Below are 16728 nucleotides of genomic sequence, written 5' to 3'. Positions count from 1 at the left end.
TCGCCACGTGGCGGGGAAACCAGGGGCCTTCAGGTAGGGGGAACCCCCGCCAGCGCGCCGAGGCACGGCACCGGACGACGCGGACCTGACCGACAAGATCCGAAAGAGACGGCCTAGCCGTGAACGCCCTCCCCGCGGACCCGACAGTGCTCCACCCGATTCCCGGGCAGCCGCGCGTGGTCCTGCTGAAGCCGCTGGTCACCTCGCCGCTGATCGAGGTGGGCGAGTACTCCTACTACGACGACCCGGACGACCCCACCGCCTTCGAGACCCGCAACGTGCTCTACCACTACGGGCCGGAGAAGCTGGTCATCGGGAAGTTCTGCGCCCTGGGCACCGGGGTGCGCTTCATCATGAACGGCGCCAACCACCGCATGGACGGCCCCTCGACCTTCCCCTTCCCCATCATGGGCGGCTCCTGGTCCGAGCACTTCGACCTGCTCGCCGGCCTCCCGGGCCGCGGTGACACCGTCGTCGGCAACGACGTCTGGGTCGGCTACGGGGCCATGGTCATGCCCGGGGTGCGCATCGGGCACGGAGCGGTCATCGCGGCCGGCTCCGTGGTCGTGGACGACGTCCCCGACTACGGGATCGCCGGCGGCAACCCGGCCACCCTCATCCGCACCCGCCACACCGACGGGGAGATCGCCCGGCTGCTCGCCCTCGCCTGGTGGGACTGGCCGGTGGAACACCTCACCCGGCACATCCGTGCCGTCATGTCGGGCACCGTCGCGGACCTCGAAGCGGTCGCACCGCCGGCCTAGAGCCCGTCCCTTGGAAGTGCGGTGTGCACGGTGTCCGCCCGGGCTTTCCTCGCCGGGGTGAAGGTGACCGATCCGGTCCACGGCCGAATCCACGGCGGACGCGGCCGGAGCGGCGGGCGTGGCGTCGGGATCTGTACGGGTTGGCGGGCCATGATGGCGCAGTGCGACTTGATCACGTGTCCTATGCGGTGGCCCGCGACAGCTTCGTCTCGACCGTCCAGTGGATCGGATCGGCCCTGGGCGCCGGGTTCGTAGACGGGGGCGTGCACCCACGATTCGGTACCCGCAATTTCATTCTCCCGCTGAGCGGCGGCACCTACGTCGAGGTCGTCACCACCCTCGACCACCCCGCCGCCGACCGTGCACCCTTCGGCCAGGCGGTCGCGCGCCGCGCCGCCGAGGGCGGCGGCTGGCTCGGTTGGGTGGTCTCCGTCGACGACATCGCCCCGGTCGAGGCCCGCCTCGGCCGCACCTCGGCCGAGGGCCACCGTGTCCGCCCCGACGGGTTCGACCTGAGGTGGAAGCAGATCGGCCTGCTGGAACTGCTGGAGGACCCGCAACTGCCCTACTTCCTTCAGTGGTCGGTCCCCGTCGAGGAGCGCCCGAGCGCCGACCCGCGCACCTCCACCACCATCCACGGGGTCTCCCTCGCCGGCGACGCCGCCTCCATCGCCGAATTCCTCGGCGAACCGGCCGACCACCCCCTCGACCAGATCGACGTCACCTGGGTCCAGGACGAGGAACCGGGCCTGGTCTCGGTCGAGTTCGCCACTGCCCACGGCCCGGTCACGATCTGACCGGTCCGTGACGCCGGCCAAGGAGACAGGGCCCGAGGTGTTCTAGAGCTGGTCGGCCCCGGACTCGAAGGCCAGCAGGCGCACCTTGCGGTCGATGCCGCCGCCGTAGCCGGTCATGGAGCCGGACGACCCGATGACGCGGTGGCACGGCACGATGATGCCGACCGGGTTCTTCCCGTTGGCCAGCCCCACCGCGCGCGAGGCGTTGGGCTTGCCGAGCTTGACGGCCAGCTCCCCGTAGGACCAGGTCTGCCCGTAGGGGATCCGTACGAGCTGCTCCCACACGCTGCGCTGGAACTCGGTGCCCTCCAGCCGGACCGGCAGGTCGAAGGTGGTGAGTTCCCCGGCGAAGTACGCGGTCAGCTGCCGCACCACCTCCGGGAAGGGGTCCTCGCCGGCCGCGACGCGCTCCCCGAAGGTCTCCTCGGCCGGGCGGTGGCGCTGCTCGGTCATGTAGAGGCCGCAGAGGACCCCGTCGGCGGCGACGAGGGTGAGCGGCCCGTAGGGGCTGTCCACGACGGTGTGCTGCTTGGTGCTGTTCCTGGTGCTCGTGCTGCTGCTCATGGTCTGGGTGCTCCTCGGACGTCAGGCGGGGGAAGTCAGGCGGGCAGGATGTTGATCGCGTGGTCCTCGGTGGCCCACAGGTACTGCACGGCGTACGCGCGCCAGGGCCGCCACTGCGCCGCGCGGGCGGTCAGCGCCGCGGGCGTGGAGGGCAGCCCGAGCCCCTGCGCGGCCCGCCGGATCCCCAGGTCGGAGGGAATGAAGGCGTCCGGGTCACCCAGGGCCCGCATCGCGATGATCTCGGTGGTCCACGGCCCGAAGCCGGGCAGCGCCCCCAGCTGGGCGCGGGCCGCCTCCCAGTCGCTGTCGATGCCGAGCGGGAGCGAACCGTCGGCCAGGGCCGAGACGAGCGTGGTGAAGGTGGTCCGCCGGCTGCGCGGCATGGCCAGGGACTCCGGGTCCAGTCCGGCCAGCGCCTGCGGGGTCGGGAACAGGTGCGTCAGCCCGCCCTCGGGATCGGCCACCGGCTCGCCGAGGGCGCGTACCAGGCGGGCCGCGTGCGTACGGGCCGCCGCCGTGGACACCTGCTGTCCGAGGACCGCCCGTACGGCGAACTCCTCCGCGTCGACGGTACGGGGCACCCGGCGGCCGGGCGCCTTGGCCACGAGCGGGGCCAGCAGAGGGTCGGCGCTCAGCTGCTCGTCGACGGCCTCGGGGTCCGCGTCGAGGTCCAGGAGCCGCCGGCAGCGGCTGATGGCGATGGTCAGGTCACGCAGGTCGGTGAGGGCCAGCCGGCAGCCGATGTGGTCGGGCTGCGGGGTGAGGGAGACGATGCCGGTGCCGTACGGGAGCCGGAGCGTGCGGCGGTAGGCGCCGTCCCGCCACTCCTCGACCCCGGGGACGGCGGTCGCGGCGAGATGGCCGAAGAGGTTGTCGGGGTTGAGCGGGGCGCGGAAGGGGAGCCGCAGGCTGATGGTGCCGGGAACCTGGGCGGACGCGGCGCCCCGGACGGCCTCCCGGCCGGCCGCCTTGGCCCGGAGCTCGCTCGGGGCCAGGGCGAAGACCTCGCGGACGGTGTCGTTGAAGGTCCGGATCGAGGAGAACCCGGCGGCGAAGGCGATGTCGCCCATCGGGAGCCCGGAGGTCTCGATCAGCAGCCGGGCGGTCTGCGCGCGCTGGGCCCGGGCCAGGGCGAGGGGCCCGGCGCCGAGCTCGGCGCCCAGCTGGCGCTCCACCTGGCGGGCGGAGTACCCGAGGCGGGAGGCCAGCCCCGGGACGCCCTCCCGGTCGACCACCCCGTCCTGGATGAGGCGCATGGCGCGGGCGACGGCGTCCGCGCGGGCGTTCCACTCGGGGGAGCCGGGGGAGGTGTCGGGCCGGCACCGCTTGCAGGCCCGGAACCCGCCCTGCTGGCAGGCGGCGGCGCTGGGCAGGAAGGTCATGTTCTCGACCTTGGGCGGTACGGCGGGGCAGCTGGGGCGGCAGTAGATCCCGGTGGTCCGGACGGCGGTGAAGAACCAGCCGTCGAACCGCGCGTCCTTCGACTGGACGGCCCGCACGCAACGCTCGGTGTCGGTGTACATGGCTCCCATCCTCCCGGCCGGCCGGTCCCGAGGCTGGCGGTTTTCCGACACCAAGCCTATGCGCGACCCGCGCCTTCCTGGCCCCTCGGCGCCGGACCACCGCCGCACGGTGGGAGCGCACGCAGCGGCGAACAGGCGGCCCCGGGCATGCGGAAGGGCCCCCGGCTGCCTGGTGGCGGCCGGGGGCCCTCTCGTACGCGTACAGCGGGGCTACGGGGCCTGGGTGGCCCGGGCCTCGCGGCGGTTGTGGCGGAACGTGTTCGCGCGACGGGTCGTCGCGAACAGCGGGATGGTCGCCGCCAGAGCGATCTGCAGCGCGCAGCCGGTCTGGAGCAGCAGCCCGCCGCCCGGCGCGTCGAACGCCCACGCGGCCAGCAGGCCCATCGCCGCGACGATCCAGCTGAGCATCGCCACCGCGAGGACACCCCGCGGCTTGGGGTACTCGACCCGGCTCACCATCAGCCAGGCCACGCCGACGATCGCCAGCAGGGTCGGGATGAACGGCAGCTCCAGCAGCACGATCGAGACGACCGTCAGCGCACCGAAGGGGCTCGGCATGCCCTGGAACATGCCGTCCTTCATCGCCACGCAGCTGAATCTCGCGAGGCGCAGGACGACGGCCAGCAGGACGACGATCGCCGCCAGCGCCGACATCTTCTGCACCGCGTCGTCGGCGACCATGCCGTAGACGAGGACGAAGTAGGCCGGAGCCAGGCCGAAGCTGATCAGGTCGGACAGGTTGTCCAGCTCCGCGCCCATCGGCGAGCTGCGCAGCTTGCGGGCCACGATGCCGTCGAAGAGGTCGAAGACCGCGGCGAGCAGCATCAGTATCACGGCCGTGGCCGCGCTGCTGCGGGCCATGCCCGACTCGCCGCTGCCCGTGAGGTGCGGGATGAGGATCCCGGTGGTGGTGAAGTACACCGCCATGAATCCGCACGTCGCGTTACCGAGGGTGAGGGTGTCCGCTATCGACAGCCGCAGCGACAGCGGCATGTCGTCCTCGGTGGACTCCTCCTCGGCAGCCTCGGGCACCCAGCCCGAGGCGGGCGTGGACAGGTTCGCCGGAGTTTCAGGTTCAGTCACGGTCAATTCGGGTCACCCCCGCGGTGGTGGCCTGTCCGACCTCGACCGCGACCTCGACGCCCTCGGGGAGGTAGATGTCGACGCGGGAGCCGAAGCGGATCAGACCGATGCGTTCGCCCTGCTCCACCTTGGTACCGGCCGGCAGGTACGGGACGATGCGACGGGCGACGGCGCCGGCGATCTGCACCATCTCGATGTCGCCGAGCTCGGTGTCGAAGTGCCAGACGACGCGCTCGTTGTTCTCGCTCTCCTTGTTGAACGCCGGAACGAATCCACCGGGGACGTGCTCCACGGACGTCACCGTGCCCGCGAGGGGCGCCCGGTTGACGTGGACGTTCAGGGGGCTCATGAAGATCGCGACGCGGGTCCGCCCGTCCTTCCACGGCATGATGCTCTGCACCACACCGTCGGCGGGGGAGATGACCCGGCCCTGCGTGATCTCACGCTCGGGGTCGCGGAAGAACCACAGCATGCCCGCCGCGAGCGCGGTGGTGGGCACGGCCACGGCCGCCCAGCGTCCGGACTTGCGGGCCCGGACGAGGCTGATGGCGGCGGTGGCGACGGTCGGCAGAAGCCACGGCGATGCTCCGCGCGCGAGGCGTCCACCGAGGAGGCCGACGCGAGGTGCAGAGGTTTGGCTGTGGGGCATGGATGACCTTCGTAGCGGGTGATGCCGCGCCGCAAACGGGGGGACGGGACGGCGGCTTTACTGGAATGCTATCGGTTGCACGCAACAACTGGGCAAGCCAGAAGCCGAGTCGATGACCGTGAGCCAGTGACTGCTAGTGACTCTTTTGCGGAAAACCACTGGATGATTTACCGCAAAAGGGACTTTCAGCCCTGGAGCCGGTACTCCTCGAGCAGGCGTCGCCCGATGATCATTTTCTGGATCTCGGCGGTACCTTCACCGATGAGCAGCATGGGTGCCTCTCGGTAGAGGCGCTCGATCTCGTACTCCTTCGAGAAGCCGTATCCACCGTGGATACGGAACGCGTCCTCCACCACCTCCTTGCAGTACTCGGAGGCGAGGTACTTCGCCATCCCTGCTTCGAGGTCGTTTCGTTCCCCGGAGTCCTTTTTGCGTGCTGCATTGACCATCATCGCATGGGCGGCTTCGACCTTGGTAGCCATCTCGGCCAGCTTGAACTGGATCGCCTGGTGCTCGGCGATGGCCTTGCCGAAAGTGTGACGTTGCTGGGCATACGAGACACCCAGCTCGAACGCACGCTGCGCGACGCCGCAACCACGGGCCGCCACGTTGACGCGGCCGACCTCGACCCCGTCCATCATTTGGTAAAACCCTCGGCCGGTCTCCCCGCCCAGGACCCGATTGGCCGGAATGCGCAGTCCGTCCATGATGAGCTCGGTGGTGTCGACCCCCTTGTAGCCCATCTTGTCGATCTTGCCGGGGATGGTCAGGCCGGGCCGGACCTCACCGAAGCCGGCCTCCTTCTCCACGAGGAAGGTCGTCATCGACTTGTGGGGGGCGGTGCCCTCCGGGTGTCCTTCGTCACTGCGGACCAGAACGGCCACCAGCGTGGACGTGCCACCGTTCGTCAGCCACATCTTCTGGCCGTTCAGGACGTACTCGTCACCGTCCTTCACCGCCTTGGAGGTGATGGCCGACACATCGGAGCCGAGCCCCGGCTCGGACATCGAGAACGCCCCGCGCACCTCGCCCAGCGCCATCCGCGGAAGGAAGTACTCCCTCTGCTCCTGGGTGCCGTGCTGCTTGAGCATGTACGCCACGATGAAGTGGGTGTTGATGATGCCCGAGACGGACATCCAGCCGCGCGCGATCTCCTCGACGCACAGCGCGTAGGTGAGGAGCGACTCACCCAGGCCGCCGTACTCCTCCGGGATCATCAGGCCGAAGAGGCCGAGCTCCTTGAGGCCGTCGACGATCTGCTGCGGGTACTCGTCCCGGTGCTCGAGCTCGGTCGCGACCGGAATGATCTCCTTGTCGACGAACTCCCGGACGGTCTTGAGGATGTCCCTCTGGTCGTCCGTCAGGCCGGCGGTCTGGGCAAGTCGGCTCATGGTTCTACTTCCCCTGTTCCTTCAGCGTGGGGCGGCCGGGCTGCTCGCCGCCGCGCTCCTTGATGTACGTCTCGGTCGGGACCATCACCTTGCGCCGGAAGACGCAGACGAGGGTGCCGTCCTGCTTGTAGCCCTTGGTCTCCACGTAGACGATGCCGCGGTCGTTCTTCGACTTCGACGGGGTCTTGTCCAGGACCGTGGTCTCGCCGTAGATCGTGTCGCCGTGGAAGGTCGGCGCCACGTGACGCAGCGACTCGATCTCCAGGTTGGCGATGGCCTTGCCGGAGACGTCCGGCACCGACATGCCCAGCAGCAGCGAGTAGATGTAGTTGCCCACGACAACGTTCTTGCCGAAGTCGGTCGTGTTCTCCGCGTAGTTGCTGTCCATGTGGAGCGGGTGGTGGTTCATGGTCAGCAGGCAGAAGAGGTGGTCGTCGTACTCGGTGACCGTCTTTCCGGGCCAGTGCTTGTAGACCGCGCCGATCTCGAACTCTTCGTAGGTGCGTCCGAACTGCATGGTGCTCAGGCCTCCGGGATTTCGAACTTGGTCGTGCGCTGCATGCCCGCCGCGCGGCCCTTGCCCGAGATGACCAGCGCCATCTTGCGGCTGGCCTCGTCGATCATCTCGTCGCCGAGCATCGCCGAGCCCTTCTTGCCGCCGGCCTCGGAGGTACACCAGTCGTACGCGTCGAGGATCAGCTCGGCGTGGTCGTAGTCCTCCTGGGAGGGGGAGAAGACCTCGTTGGCCGCGTCGACCTGGCCGGGGTGCAGCACCCACTTGCCGTCGAACCCCAGGGCCGCGGCGCGCCCGGCGACCTCGCGGTAGCCGTCGACGTTCTTGATCTGGAGGAAGGGGCCGTCGATCGCCTGGAGGTCGTGCATGCGGGCCGCCATCAGGATCCGCATCAGGATGTAGTGGTAGGCGTCCGCGCCGTAGCCGGGCGGCTGCATGCCCACGACCAGGGACTTCATGTTGATCGAGGCCATGAAGTCGGCCGGTCCGAAGATGATCGTCTCCAGCCGCGGCGAGGCTCCGGCGATCTCGTCGACGTTCACCAGGCCCTTGGCGTTCTCGATCTGCGCCTCGATGCCGATCTTGCCGACCTCGAAGCCCATCGTCTTCTCGATCTGCGTCAGCAGGAGGTCCAGCGCCACGACCTGCTGGGCGTCCTGGACCTTCGGCAGCATGATGCAGTCGAGGTTCTGGCCGGCGCCCTCGACGACCGTGATCACGTCGCGGTACGTCCAGTGCGTGGTCCAGTCGTTGACGCGCACCACGCGGGTCTTGCCGGTCCAGTCGCCCTGGTTCAGCGCGTCCACGATCGTGTGGCGGGCGCCCTCCTTGGCGAGCGGGGCGCAGGCGTCCTCCAGGTCCAGGAAGACCTGGTCGGCCGGGAGGCCCTGGGCCTTCTCCAGGAACCGGGGGTTGGAACCCGGCACCGCGAGGCAGGAGCGGCGCGGCCGCAGCCGGTTGACCGGGGAAGAGGGCGTGGTCATGCGGGGACCTCCGTGCTTGCAAGGGTGTCAGTGTCGATGATCTCGTCGGCGTCGCCGAACGGGTGGAGCTTGTTGGCCCGGCGGATCTCGTCGACGATTTTGCCGATGATCTCCGTGATGCCGAAGTCCTTCGGGGTGAAGACCGCCGCCACCCCGGCCTCCTTGAGCGCCACGGCGTCGGCATTCGGAATGATGCCGCCGAGCACGACCGGGATGTCACCCGCCCCCGCCGCTCGCAGGCGTTCCAGCACGTCCGGGACGAGCGCGCTGTGGGAGCCGGACAGAATGGACAGTCCCACGCAGTGCACGTCCTCGGCCAGTGCCGCCGAGGAAATCTCCTCGGGGGTCAGCCGGATGCCCTGGTAGACCACCTCGAAGCCGGCGTCGCGGGCCCGTACGGCGATCTGCTCGGCGCCGTTGGAGTGCCCGTCCAGGCCGGGCTTGCCGACCAGCAGGCGCAGCCGGCCGGAGCCCAGCTCGTCGGCGGTACGGGAGACCTTCGCGCGGACGAGGGCCATGGGGGTCCCCTCCTCGGCGGTCACGGCCACCGGGGCCGAGGAGACCCCGGTCGGCGCCCGGAACTCGCCGAACACCTCGCGCAGCGCGCTCGACCACTCGCCGGTGGTGACACCGGCGCGGGCGCACTCCAGGGTGGCCTCCATCAGGTTCTCGTCCCCGGCGGCGGCATCCTTCAGCCGGTCCAGGGCCTGCATCACCGTCGGGAAGACGAACGGGTCACCGCCGCCCTGCCGGTCCGAGGACTCCTGGCGCTCGGCCTTCCAGCGGCCGATGCGCTCGACGGTCTGGGCCTCCAGGGCCCCGTCCACCGTCATGATGGCGCCGTCCAGGTCCGCGGTGAGCGGGTTCTCCTCGGTCTGCTGGAAGCAGTTGACACCGACGATCTTGTCCTGGCCGTCCTCGATCCGGGCCCGCCGTGCGGCGTGCGAGGAGACCAGCTCGCCCTTGAGGTACCCGGACTCGACGGCCGCCATCGCGCCGCCCATCTCCTGGATCCGGTCGATCTCGGCCAGGCACTCGGTCACCAGGGACTCGACCTTGGCCTCGATCACGTGCGAGCCGGCGAAGATGTCCTCGTACTCCAGCAGGTCGCTCTCGTGGGCCAGGACCTGCTGGATGCGCAGCGACCACTGCTGGTCCCAGGGCCGGGGCAGGCCCAGCGCCTCGTTCCAGGCCGGCAGCTGCACGGCGCGGGCGCGGGCGTCCTTGGAGAGGGTGACCGCGAGCATCTCCAGCACGATGCGCTGGACGTTGTTCTCGGGCTGCGCCTCGGTCAGGCCCAGGGAGTTGACCTGGACGCCGTAGCGGAAGCGGCGCTGCTTGTCGTTCTCGATGCCGTAGCGCTCGCGGGTGACCTTGTCCCAGATGCGGCCGAAGGCGCGCATCTTGCACATCTCCTCGATGAAGCGGACGCCCGCGTTCACGAAGAAGGAGATCCGGGCGACGACCTCGCCGAACCGCTCCGGCGGGACCTGGCCCGAGTCGCGCACCGAGTCCAGGACCGCGATGGCCGTGGACATCGCGTACGAGATCTCCTGGACGGGGGTGGCCCCGGCCTCCTGCAGGTGGTAGCTGCAGATGTTGATCGGGTTCCACTTCGGGATGTGGTTGACCGTGTACGCGATCATGTCCGTCGTCAGGCGGAGCGAGGGCCCGGGCGGGAAGACGTGCGTCCCGCGCGAGAGGTACTCCTTGACGATGTCGTTCTGCGTGGTGCCCTGGAGCTGGGCGATGTCCGCGCCCTGCTCCTCGGCGGCCACCTGGTAGAGCGCCAGCAGCCACATGGCGGTGGCGTTGATCGTCATCGAGGTGTTCATCTGTTCCAGGGGGATGTCCTGGAACAGCCGCCGCATGTCGCCCAGGTGGGAGACCGGGACCCCGACCCGGCCGACCTCGCCGCGGGCGAGGATGTGGTCGGGGTCGTAGCCGGTCTGCGTCGGCAGGTCGAACGCGACCGACAGGCCGGTCTGGCCCTTGGCGAGGTTGCGGCGGTACAGCTCGTTGGACGCCTCGGCCGTGGAGTGGCCGGCGTACGTCCGCATGAGCCACGGACGGTCCTTCTGGCGCTCTGTCATCTCAGGCTGTCCCTTTGGCCTTTGAGGGGTCTCAGATGTTGCGGAAGCGGTTGATCGCGTCGAGGTGCGTCGCGCGCATCTCGTGGTCCTTGACGCCGAGGCCTTCCTCGGGGGACAGGCAGAGCACGCCGACCTTGCCCTGGTGGAGGTTGCGGTGGACGTCGTAGGCGGCCTGGCCGGTCTCCTCCAGGGAGTAGACCCGCGAGAGCGTGGGGTGGATCTTGCCCTTGGCGACCAGCCGGTTGGCCTCCCAGGCCTCGCGGTAGTTCGCGAAGTGCGAGCCGATGATCTTCTTCAGGGACATCCACAGGTAGCGGTTGTCGTACTCGTGCATGTAGCCCGAGGTCGAGGCGCAGGTGGTGATGGTGCCGCCCTTGCGGGTGACGTAGACCGAGGCGCCGAAGGTCTCGCGGCCCGGGTGCTCGAAGACGATGTCGATGTCCTCGCCACCGGTGAGCTCGCGGATGCGCTTGCCGAAGCGCTTCCACTCCTTCGGGTCCTGGGTGTGCTCGTCCTTCCAGAACTTGTAGCCCTCGGCGTTGCGGTCGATGACCGCCGTCGCGCCCATCGCCCGGCAGATGTCGGCCTTCTCCGGGGAGGAGACCACGCAGATCGGGTTGGCGCCGCCGGCCAGCGCGAACTGGGTGGCGTACGAGCCGAGGCCGCCGCTGGCGCCCCAGATCAGGACGTTGTCGCCCTGCTTCATGCCGGCGCCGTTGCGGGAGACCAGCTGGCGGTACGCGGTGGAGTTGACCAGGCCGGGGGAGGCGGCCTCCTCCCAGCTGAGGTGGTCGGGCTTGGGCATCAGCTGGTTCGACTTGACCAGGGCGATCTCCGCCAGGCCGCCGAAGTTGGTCTCGAAGCCCCAGATGCGCTGCTCGGGGTCGAGCATCGTGTCGTTGTGGCCGTCGGAGGACTCCAGCTCGACCGAGAGGCAGTGCGCGACGACCTCGTCGCCCGGCTTCCAGGCGTTGACGCCGGGACCGGTGCGCAGGACGACGCCCGCGAGGTCCGAGCCGATGATGTGGTACGGCAGGTCGTGGCGCTTGGTGAGCTCCGAGAGGCGCCCGTAGCGCTCCAGGAAGCTGAAGGTGGAGACCGGCTCGAAGATCGAGGTCCACACGGAGTTGTAGTTGACCGAGGAGGCCATGACGGCCACCAGGGCCTCGCCCGGGCCCAGCTCGGGGAGCGGCACCTCGTCGAGGTGCAGGGACTTGCGGGGGTCCTTCTCGCGGGTGGTGAGCCCGGCGAACATCTCCGCCTCGTCCTTGTGCACGGTGATCGCGCGGTACGAGTCGGGGAGCGGCAGGGCAGCGAAGTCGGCGGCCGTCGCGGCCTGCGACTGGATCGCGTCCAGGATGTCCTTCACGGTGTTGCCTCCGGCCGTGCGCTGATGAGGGTGCGCTGAGGGAAACGGGTTGCGTGGAATGGCGAAGCGGTGTGGTGAGCGGTGCTGCTCGGGCGCCGTCGATTCGGCTGGGGTGGAGCTGCGCGTTGCCTGTGGTGGGGCGGTGCGGGGGCCTGGTGACGCAGGCATCCGGGGCGCGTTCCGTGCCGAGTGGGCTGGACCGCGGGGACATCCGGACGAGATTCAACGTATGGCACCCCGTGTCACTCAGCAAGGCACCGCGTGCCAAAACTTTCTCTCATTTGCCGATTGACCTGCACGGATGAGCGATGATCGATCAGAGTTACCCGTGAGTAGGGGCAACTCGGACAAACGAGAGCGGCCGCCCCCGGAACGGGAGCGGCCGCTGTGACGAGTGTCGCGTCTTGTTGTCGCCTACTTGTTTCTGAGCGCCTCTTCGATGGTCCGCATGACCTCGTCCAGCGGGGCGTCCGTACGGGCCACCGCGACCAGTACTTCGCCCTGCGTGCGCACCGCGGCGGGCGCGGTGGGGGGCTCCGGCGCCGGGGCCGTGCTCAGCGTGCGCCCCGCGCCGATCCCGGAACCGAAGGTCTTGCGCACGATCGAGAAGGCGTGGTCCAGCTGGGCCTCCACGTCGCCCTGACCGCCCGCCCGCAGCCAGCGCCGCAGCACGTGGTTGTGGGCCGTGACCACCGCCGAGGCGGCGACCTCCGCCAGCAGCGGGTCGTCGTTGCCGTCGTGGTGGTCGGTCTCGTCGAAATGGGCCAGCAGGTAGCGGGTGAACAGCCGCTCGTAGCGGGCGACCGAGGCGATCTCCCGCTCCCGCAGCGCCGGCACCTCGCGGGTGAGCCGGTAGCGCTCCACCGACACCGCCGGCGAGGCGGCGTACATCTTCATGACTTCCTTGATCCCCCGGCACACCGTGTCGAGCGGGTGCTCGTGCGCCGGGGCCACGTCGAGGACGGCCTCGGCGCGGGTCAGGGTGTCGTCGTGGTCCGGGAAGATCGCCTCTTCCTTGGACCGGAAGTGCCGGAAGAAGGTCCTGCGCGCGACCCCGGCCACGGAGGCGATCTCGTCGACCGTCGTGGCCTCGTACCCCTTGTTCGCGAAGAGCTCCATGGCGGCCGCCGCGAGCTCGCGGCGCATCTTGAGCCGCTGCGCGGCCGCCTTGGTACCGGCCGGGGTCTCCGGGGCGTCGGAGACCCCGGAGGCGCGGGGTGAGGTCTTGGCGGGCTGGGACATAGAGCGAAAGTACTTCATTCGCGCGGGAGAGCGCTCCCGAGGGGGGTGGGACGGGGATGGATGCGGGGGAGGGCCGGCACTGGGCACACAGTGCTCTTCGGGAGGGTTCGTCCGCCGTGAGGGTCCGGCGGACCCGAGCAGCCCTCCCCACGCATCCTGCTCTTGGGGCTCCTGCGCCTGCCGCGGATTACCGGCGGGGGGCGTACTCACGGAATCCGCGGCCGGTCTTCCGGCCCAGGCAGCCCGCCGCGACCAGGTGCTCCAGCAGCGGGGACGGGGCCAGGCCCGGGTCGCGGAACTCCTTGTGCAGGACCTGCTCGATGGCCAGCGACACGTCCAGGCCGACGACGTCGAGGAGCTCGAAGGGCCCCATCGGGTAGCCGCCGCCCAGCTTCATCGCCGCGTCGATGTCGTCGATGCCCGCGTAGTGCTGGTCGACCATCTTGATCGCGTTGTTGAGGTACGGGAACAGCAGCGCGTTCACGATGAAGCCGGCCCGGTCCCCGCAGTCCACCGGGTGCTTGCGGACCTGCCCGCAGATCCCGCGGACCGTGGCGTGCACGTCGTCGGCGGTCAGGACGGTCCGGACCACCTCGACCAGCTTCATCGCCGGGGCCGGGTTGAAGAAGTGCATGCCGATCACGTCCTCGGGCCGCGAGGTCGCACGGGCGATCGCGATCACCGGGAGCGAGGAGGTCGTGGTGGCGAGCATCGCACCGGGCTTGCAGGCCTTGTCCAGCGCCCGGAACAGCTCCTGCTTCACCTCCAGGTCCTCGGCGACGGCCTCCACGGCCAGGTCCACGTCGGCGAAGGCGTCCAGCGAGCCCGCCGCCGTGATCCGGCCCACGGTGGCGGCGGCGGCCTCGGCCGTCAGCCGGCCCCGTTCCACCGCGCGGGCCAGCGACTTTCCGATCGCGGCCTTCGCCGCGTCCGCCTTCTCCTGGCTGCGGGCCGCCAGCACCACGGGGAAGCCGGCCTGCGCGAAGACCTGCGCGATACCGCTCGCCATCGTGCCCGAGCCGGCCACGCCGACCGAGTTCACCGGACGGCTCGCCCGGACCAGGTCCCCGTCCGGCGGGGTCTGCAGGTCACGGACGACGACCTGGCTGCCCGGGGCCTCGTACGTGTAGAACCCGCGCCCGGACTTCTGCCCGGTCAGGCCCGCCTCGGCGAGGTGGCCGAGGATCGGGGCCGGGGCGTGCAGCCGGTCGCCCGAGGAGGTGTACATGGCCTCCAGGACGGTGCGGGCGGTGTCCACGCCGATCAGGTCGAGCAGCGCGAGCGGGCCCATCGGCAGGCCGCAGCCCAGCTTCATCGCCGCGTCGATGTCCTCGCGGGAGGCGTACTTGGCCTCGTACATGGCGGCGGCCTGGTTGAGGTAGCCGAACAGCAGGCCGTCGGCGACGAAGCCCGGGCGGTCGCCGACCGCGACGGGCTCCTTGCCGAGCTCGCGGGCCAGCGCGGTGACCGCCTCGACGGCCGGCGGGGCCGTCAGCACGCTGGAGACGACCTCGACCAGCTTCATCGCCGGGACCGGGTTGAAGAAGTGCAGGCCGACCACGCGCTCCGGGCGCTGGGACTCGGCGGCCATCCGCGTCACCGACAGGGCGTTGGTGCCGGTGGCCAGGATCGCGGTGGGCCGGACGATCGCGTCGAGCTCGCGGAAGATCCGCTGCTTGAGCTCGTAGGACTCGGGGACCACCTCGATGACGAGGTCGGCGTCGGCGGCGGCGCCCAGCTCGGAGAAGGTGCGGAAGCGGGCGAGCACCGCCTCGCGCTCCTGCTCGGTGAGCTGCTCCCGAGCCACGGAGCGGGCGGTGGCCGCCGCGAGGGCCGCGGTGGCCCGGCGGGCGGCGGCCTCGCTGATGTCGATGCCGATGACCTCGCGGCCGGCCCGGGCGAGGACCTCGGCGATGCCGGAGCCCATCGTGCCGAGACCGACGACGGCGATGGTCTGCAGGGCGGGGCGGGCGGGCTGGGAGGAGGGGGAGGGCTGGCCGGACGTGGACGGAAGGTCCATCGCGGGACTCCAGTGGAAGAGGGTGACGACTGAGGGGAGCGCGCGGCGCACGGCGCGCGCGGAGGCCGTACGGACATCCGTGCGGCCTCCGAGCGCAAGAGCATGCGGAGAACCGTGCGGAAGCCGTGCGGAAGCCCGGGGCTCCCCGGGAAACCGGGGATCGCGGCGGAACAGGGGAACCCTGAGCAACCGTGGAACCGGAGAACCGGAGAACCCGGCAGGGAGAAGCCCGTGGGGCACAAGCGGCGGAGCCCTGTCCCGGGGTCACGCCGTGAGGTGGTGCGGAAGTCGTGCAGAACCGACTGGCACGAGGTGGCTGCGTCACCAGGCCGCCCTCGTACGTGTTGTAGGGACAGTAGCCCGTCGCCAACTGGTCCGCCAGAGCGCGCAGATGTGACCTGTACCGCCCAAATGTACCGATCATCGATCATCGATCAACCGGCTGTTCGAAGGCCCGCCCGCGGGCGGTCACCCGTGTCGGGGAACCCGGCGCGGCGGCCGCCGGGGCCGCCTAGGGTGACGGGGTGAACGACGTGTTGGAGCGCCTGCGGGCGGAAGCCGCGCAGGCACCGGAGTACGAGGCGCTGCTCGCGGCGGACCCGGACGGCCTGGCGGCCTCGATGACCTCCGCCGGGCTGCCCCTGTGGGCCCGCGAACTGGCCGCCTACCGGCTGGGGCTGGCCGGCGACCGGCGTGCCTTCGAGGCCCTGGTGCTGCTGCTGAATCACCGGGACCCGCCGCGCTGCGAGGCGGCCGCGCAGGCGCTGGCCGTCCTCGGGGACCCGCGCACCGCCCGCGCGGCGGCGGCGCTGGCCACGAACGAACTGCGCACGGCCTATGCCCTGCACCCGGTCCGGCTGCTGGCGGCGCTGCGCGCCCCGGAGTCCGCCCCGGCGCTGATCCGTACGCTGTCGCGGCTGCTCGCGCCGCACGATCCGTACTGGCGGGTGGCCCTGGCGTGCGTGGAGGGGCTGGGCGCGCTGGCGGACCAGCGCGCCCGGGGGGTCCTGACCCGGGCCCAGTCGCACCCCCGGCTGGCGGTGGCGGCGACGGCGGCCCTGCGGGGGCTGGACCTCAGCGAGCGAAGCCGGTCTTGAACCCGGTGCCGAAACCGGCTCCGGATCCGGTCCGGAACCCGGTCTCCCCGGCATCGGACCCCGGCCCGGAACCGGTCCGCTCGGGGAGGACGGCGAAGGCCTCGATCTCCATCAGCAGTTCGGGCCGGAACAGCGCCGCCACCTGGACCGCCGAGGAAGCCGGGAGGCGGTCCGGGGCGATCACCTCGTCACGGGCCTCCCGTACCGCGGGGAGGTGGGCGACGTCCGTGACGAAGTACGTCAGCTTGACCACGTCGTCGAAGGTGGCCCCGGCCGCCGCCAGGCACAGCCGCAGGTTCTCGAACACCTGCCGGGCCTGGGCGGCGGCGTCGCCCTCGCCGACCACCTCGCCCTTCTCGTCGAAGGCGCACTGACCGGACACGGCGACGAACCGCCCGGTGCCCCAGACGACATGGTTGTAGCCGGTGCCGGGGGCCACGCCCTCGGGCGCGGCGATGCGGGTGAGGTGGTTGTCCTGTGAGGTGCTCATGGACACGATCTTGCCCGCTGCGGGGCGGGCCTGACCGACAAGCGCCGAAAGAGACGGCCTAGCTGTATTGATCACGAGCGTTGTTGACACTGGTTAGGTCTTGAACATGGCGAAGACCTCCGGTGTGGTGGGAGCTGTCTAGGAACCCA

At 70.5% G+C, this 16728-nt stretch carries 15 protein-coding genes; 3 read left to right on the top strand and 12 right to left on the bottom strand.

The genetic code is table 11. The annotated features are described in order from the left end of the window. Window positions 1–119 precede the first annotated feature (119 nt). Both ACFWBW_RS01550 and ACFWBW_RS01545 read left to right on the top strand, forming a co-directional pair. Window positions 120–764 (top strand): CatB-related O-acetyltransferase, encoded by a 645-nt coding sequence (locus ACFWBW_RS01550; RefSeq protein WP_385367475.1) that lies wholly within the window; start codon window positions 120–122, stop codon window positions 762–764. Window positions 765–925: 161 nt separating this feature from the next. After that, on the top strand, window positions 926–1561 hold the full coding sequence (locus tag ACFWBW_RS01545) for a VOC family protein (protein WP_385367474.1): 636 nt from the start codon (window positions 926–928) through the stop codon (window positions 1559–1561). Between the two features lie 42 nt (window positions 1562–1603). Here the strand turns inward: ACFWBW_RS01545 and ACFWBW_RS01540 are convergent, their stop codons facing one another. From ACFWBW_RS01540 to ACFWBW_RS01490, 11 genes are all read right to left on the bottom strand, one after another. Continuing rightward, window positions 1604–2125: a methylated-DNA--[protein]-cysteine S-methyltransferase gene (locus ACFWBW_RS01540; RefSeq protein ID WP_385367473.1), complete on the bottom strand. Its 522-nt coding sequence runs from the start codon at window positions 2123–2125 to the stop codon at window positions 1604–1606. Between the two features lie 35 nt (window positions 2126–2160). Then, a complete protein-coding gene (locus ACFWBW_RS01535) occupies window positions 2161–3648 on the bottom strand; it encodes an AlkA N-terminal domain-containing protein (RefSeq protein WP_385367472.1) in 1488 nt (495 codons plus the stop codon). Window positions 3649–3858: 210 nt separating this feature from the next. After that, window positions 3859–4641, bottom strand: coding sequence for a CDP-diacylglycerol--serine O-phosphatidyltransferase (gene pssA, locus ACFWBW_RS01530; protein WP_266912559.1), 783 nt, complete (start codon window positions 4639–4641; stop codon window positions 3859–3861). Window positions 4642–4723: 82 nt separating this feature from the next. Beyond that, window positions 4724–5380, bottom strand: coding sequence for a phosphatidylserine decarboxylase (locus ACFWBW_RS01525; protein WP_385367471.1), 657 nt, complete (start codon window positions 5378–5380; stop codon window positions 4724–4726). A 185-nt stretch (window positions 5381–5565) separates the two neighbouring features. Further along, on the bottom strand, window positions 5566–6771 hold the full coding sequence (locus ACFWBW_RS01520) for an acyl-CoA dehydrogenase family protein (RefSeq protein ID WP_327303412.1): 1206 nt from the start codon (window positions 6769–6771) through the stop codon (window positions 5566–5568). Window positions 6772–6775: 4 nt separating this feature from the next. Next, on the bottom strand, window positions 6776–7288 hold the full coding sequence (locus tag ACFWBW_RS01515; protein WP_053681718.1) for a MaoC family dehydratase: 513 nt from the start codon (window positions 7286–7288) through the stop codon (window positions 6776–6778). A gap of 5 nt (window positions 7289–7293) precedes the next feature. After that, complete coding sequence (locus ACFWBW_RS01510) at window positions 7294–8268, bottom strand: HpcH/HpaI aldolase/citrate lyase family protein (RefSeq protein WP_385367470.1); 975 nt, start codon at window positions 8266–8268, stop codon at window positions 7294–7296. Next, on the bottom strand, window positions 8265–10361 hold the full coding sequence (locus ACFWBW_RS01505) for a protein meaA (protein WP_385367469.1): 2097 nt from the start codon (window positions 10359–10361) through the stop codon (window positions 8265–8267). The genes ACFWBW_RS01510 and ACFWBW_RS01505 overlap by 4 nt, the downstream gene beginning before the upstream one ends. Before the next feature lie 31 nt (window positions 10362–10392). After that, window positions 10393–11730, bottom strand: a complete 1338-nt coding sequence (gene ccrA, locus ACFWBW_RS01500; RefSeq protein ID WP_385367468.1) for a crotonyl-CoA carboxylase/reductase — start codon at window positions 11728–11730, stop codon at window positions 10393–10395. Between the two features lie 414 nt (window positions 11731–12144). Further along, a complete protein-coding gene (locus tag ACFWBW_RS01495) occupies window positions 12145–12972 on the bottom strand; it encodes a TetR family transcriptional regulator (RefSeq protein ID WP_385367467.1) in 828 nt (275 codons plus the stop codon). Between the two features lie 187 nt (window positions 12973–13159). Next, window positions 13160–14992 (bottom strand): 3-hydroxyacyl-CoA dehydrogenase family protein, encoded by a 1833-nt coding sequence (locus ACFWBW_RS01490; protein ID WP_385367466.1) that lies wholly within the window; start codon window positions 14990–14992, stop codon window positions 13160–13162. 524 nt (window positions 14993–15516) lie between these two features. Here ACFWBW_RS01490 and ACFWBW_RS01485 point away from each other — a divergent pair. Next, complete coding sequence (locus ACFWBW_RS01485; RefSeq protein ID WP_385367465.1) at window positions 15517–16089, top strand: HEAT repeat domain-containing protein; 573 nt, start codon at window positions 15517–15519, stop codon at window positions 16087–16089. On the opposite strand, the gene ACFWBW_RS01480 is transcribed toward ACFWBW_RS01485, so the two are convergent. Further along, window positions 16067–16579 carry a RidA family protein gene (locus ACFWBW_RS01480; RefSeq protein ID WP_385367464.1) on the bottom strand — a complete coding sequence of 171 codons (513 nt, stop codon included), beginning with the start codon at window positions 16577–16579 and terminating at the stop codon, window positions 16067–16069. The two genes, ACFWBW_RS01485 and ACFWBW_RS01480, sit on opposite strands and share 23 nt — an antisense overlap. Window positions 16580–16728: the final 149 nt, after the last annotated feature.

This window comes from Streptomyces sp. NPDC059957 (genome assembly GCF_042730015.1).
Lineage (GTDB): Bacteria > Actinomycetota > Actinomycetes > Streptomycetales > Streptomycetaceae > Streptomyces.
The sequence above is the reverse complement of the archived record's forward strand: the minus strand, read 5'-3'. Positions and strand labels throughout refer to the sequence as shown.

Coding starts and splice junctions, on each gene's coding strand:
- pssA (WP_266912559.1), bottom strand. CDS start 4,641: ATGCCGCTGTCGCTGCGGCTGTCGATAGCGGACACCCTCACCCTCGGT.
- ACFWBW_RS01535 (WP_385367472.1), bottom strand. CDS start 3,648: ATGTACACCGACACCGAGCGTTGCGTGCGGGCCGTCCAGTCGAAGGAC.
- ACFWBW_RS01505 (WP_385367469.1), bottom strand. CDS start 10,361: ATGACAGAGCGCCAGAAGGACCGTCCGTGGCTCATGCGGACGTACGCC.
- ACFWBW_RS01490 (WP_385367466.1), bottom strand. CDS start 14,992: ATGGACCTTCCGTCCACGTCCGGCCAGCCCTCCCCCTCCTCCCAGCCC.
- ACFWBW_RS01520 (WP_327303412.1), bottom strand. CDS start 6,771: ATGAGCCGACTTGCCCAGACCGCCGGCCTGACGGACGACCAGAGGGAC.
- ACFWBW_RS01495 (WP_385367467.1), bottom strand. CDS start 12,972: ATGTCCCAGCCCGCCAAGACCTCACCCCGCGCCTCCGGGGTCTCCGAC.
- ACFWBW_RS01480 (WP_385367464.1), bottom strand. CDS start 16,579: ATGAGCACCTCACAGGACAACCACCTCACCCGCATCGCCGCGCCCGAG.
- ACFWBW_RS01515 (WP_053681718.1), bottom strand. CDS start 7,288: ATGCAGTTCGGACGCACCTACGAAGAGTTCGAGATCGGCGCGGTCTAC.
- ACFWBW_RS01525 (WP_385367471.1), bottom strand. CDS start 5,380: ATGCCCCACAGCCAAACCTCTGCACCTCGCGTCGGCCTCCTCGGTGGA.
- ACFWBW_RS01540 (WP_385367473.1), bottom strand. CDS start 2,125: ATGAGCAGCAGCACGAGCACCAGGAACAGCACCAAGCAGCACACCGTC.
- ACFWBW_RS01510 (WP_385367470.1), bottom strand. CDS start 8,268: ATGACCACGCCCTCTTCCCCGGTCAACCGGCTGCGGCCGCGCCGCTCC.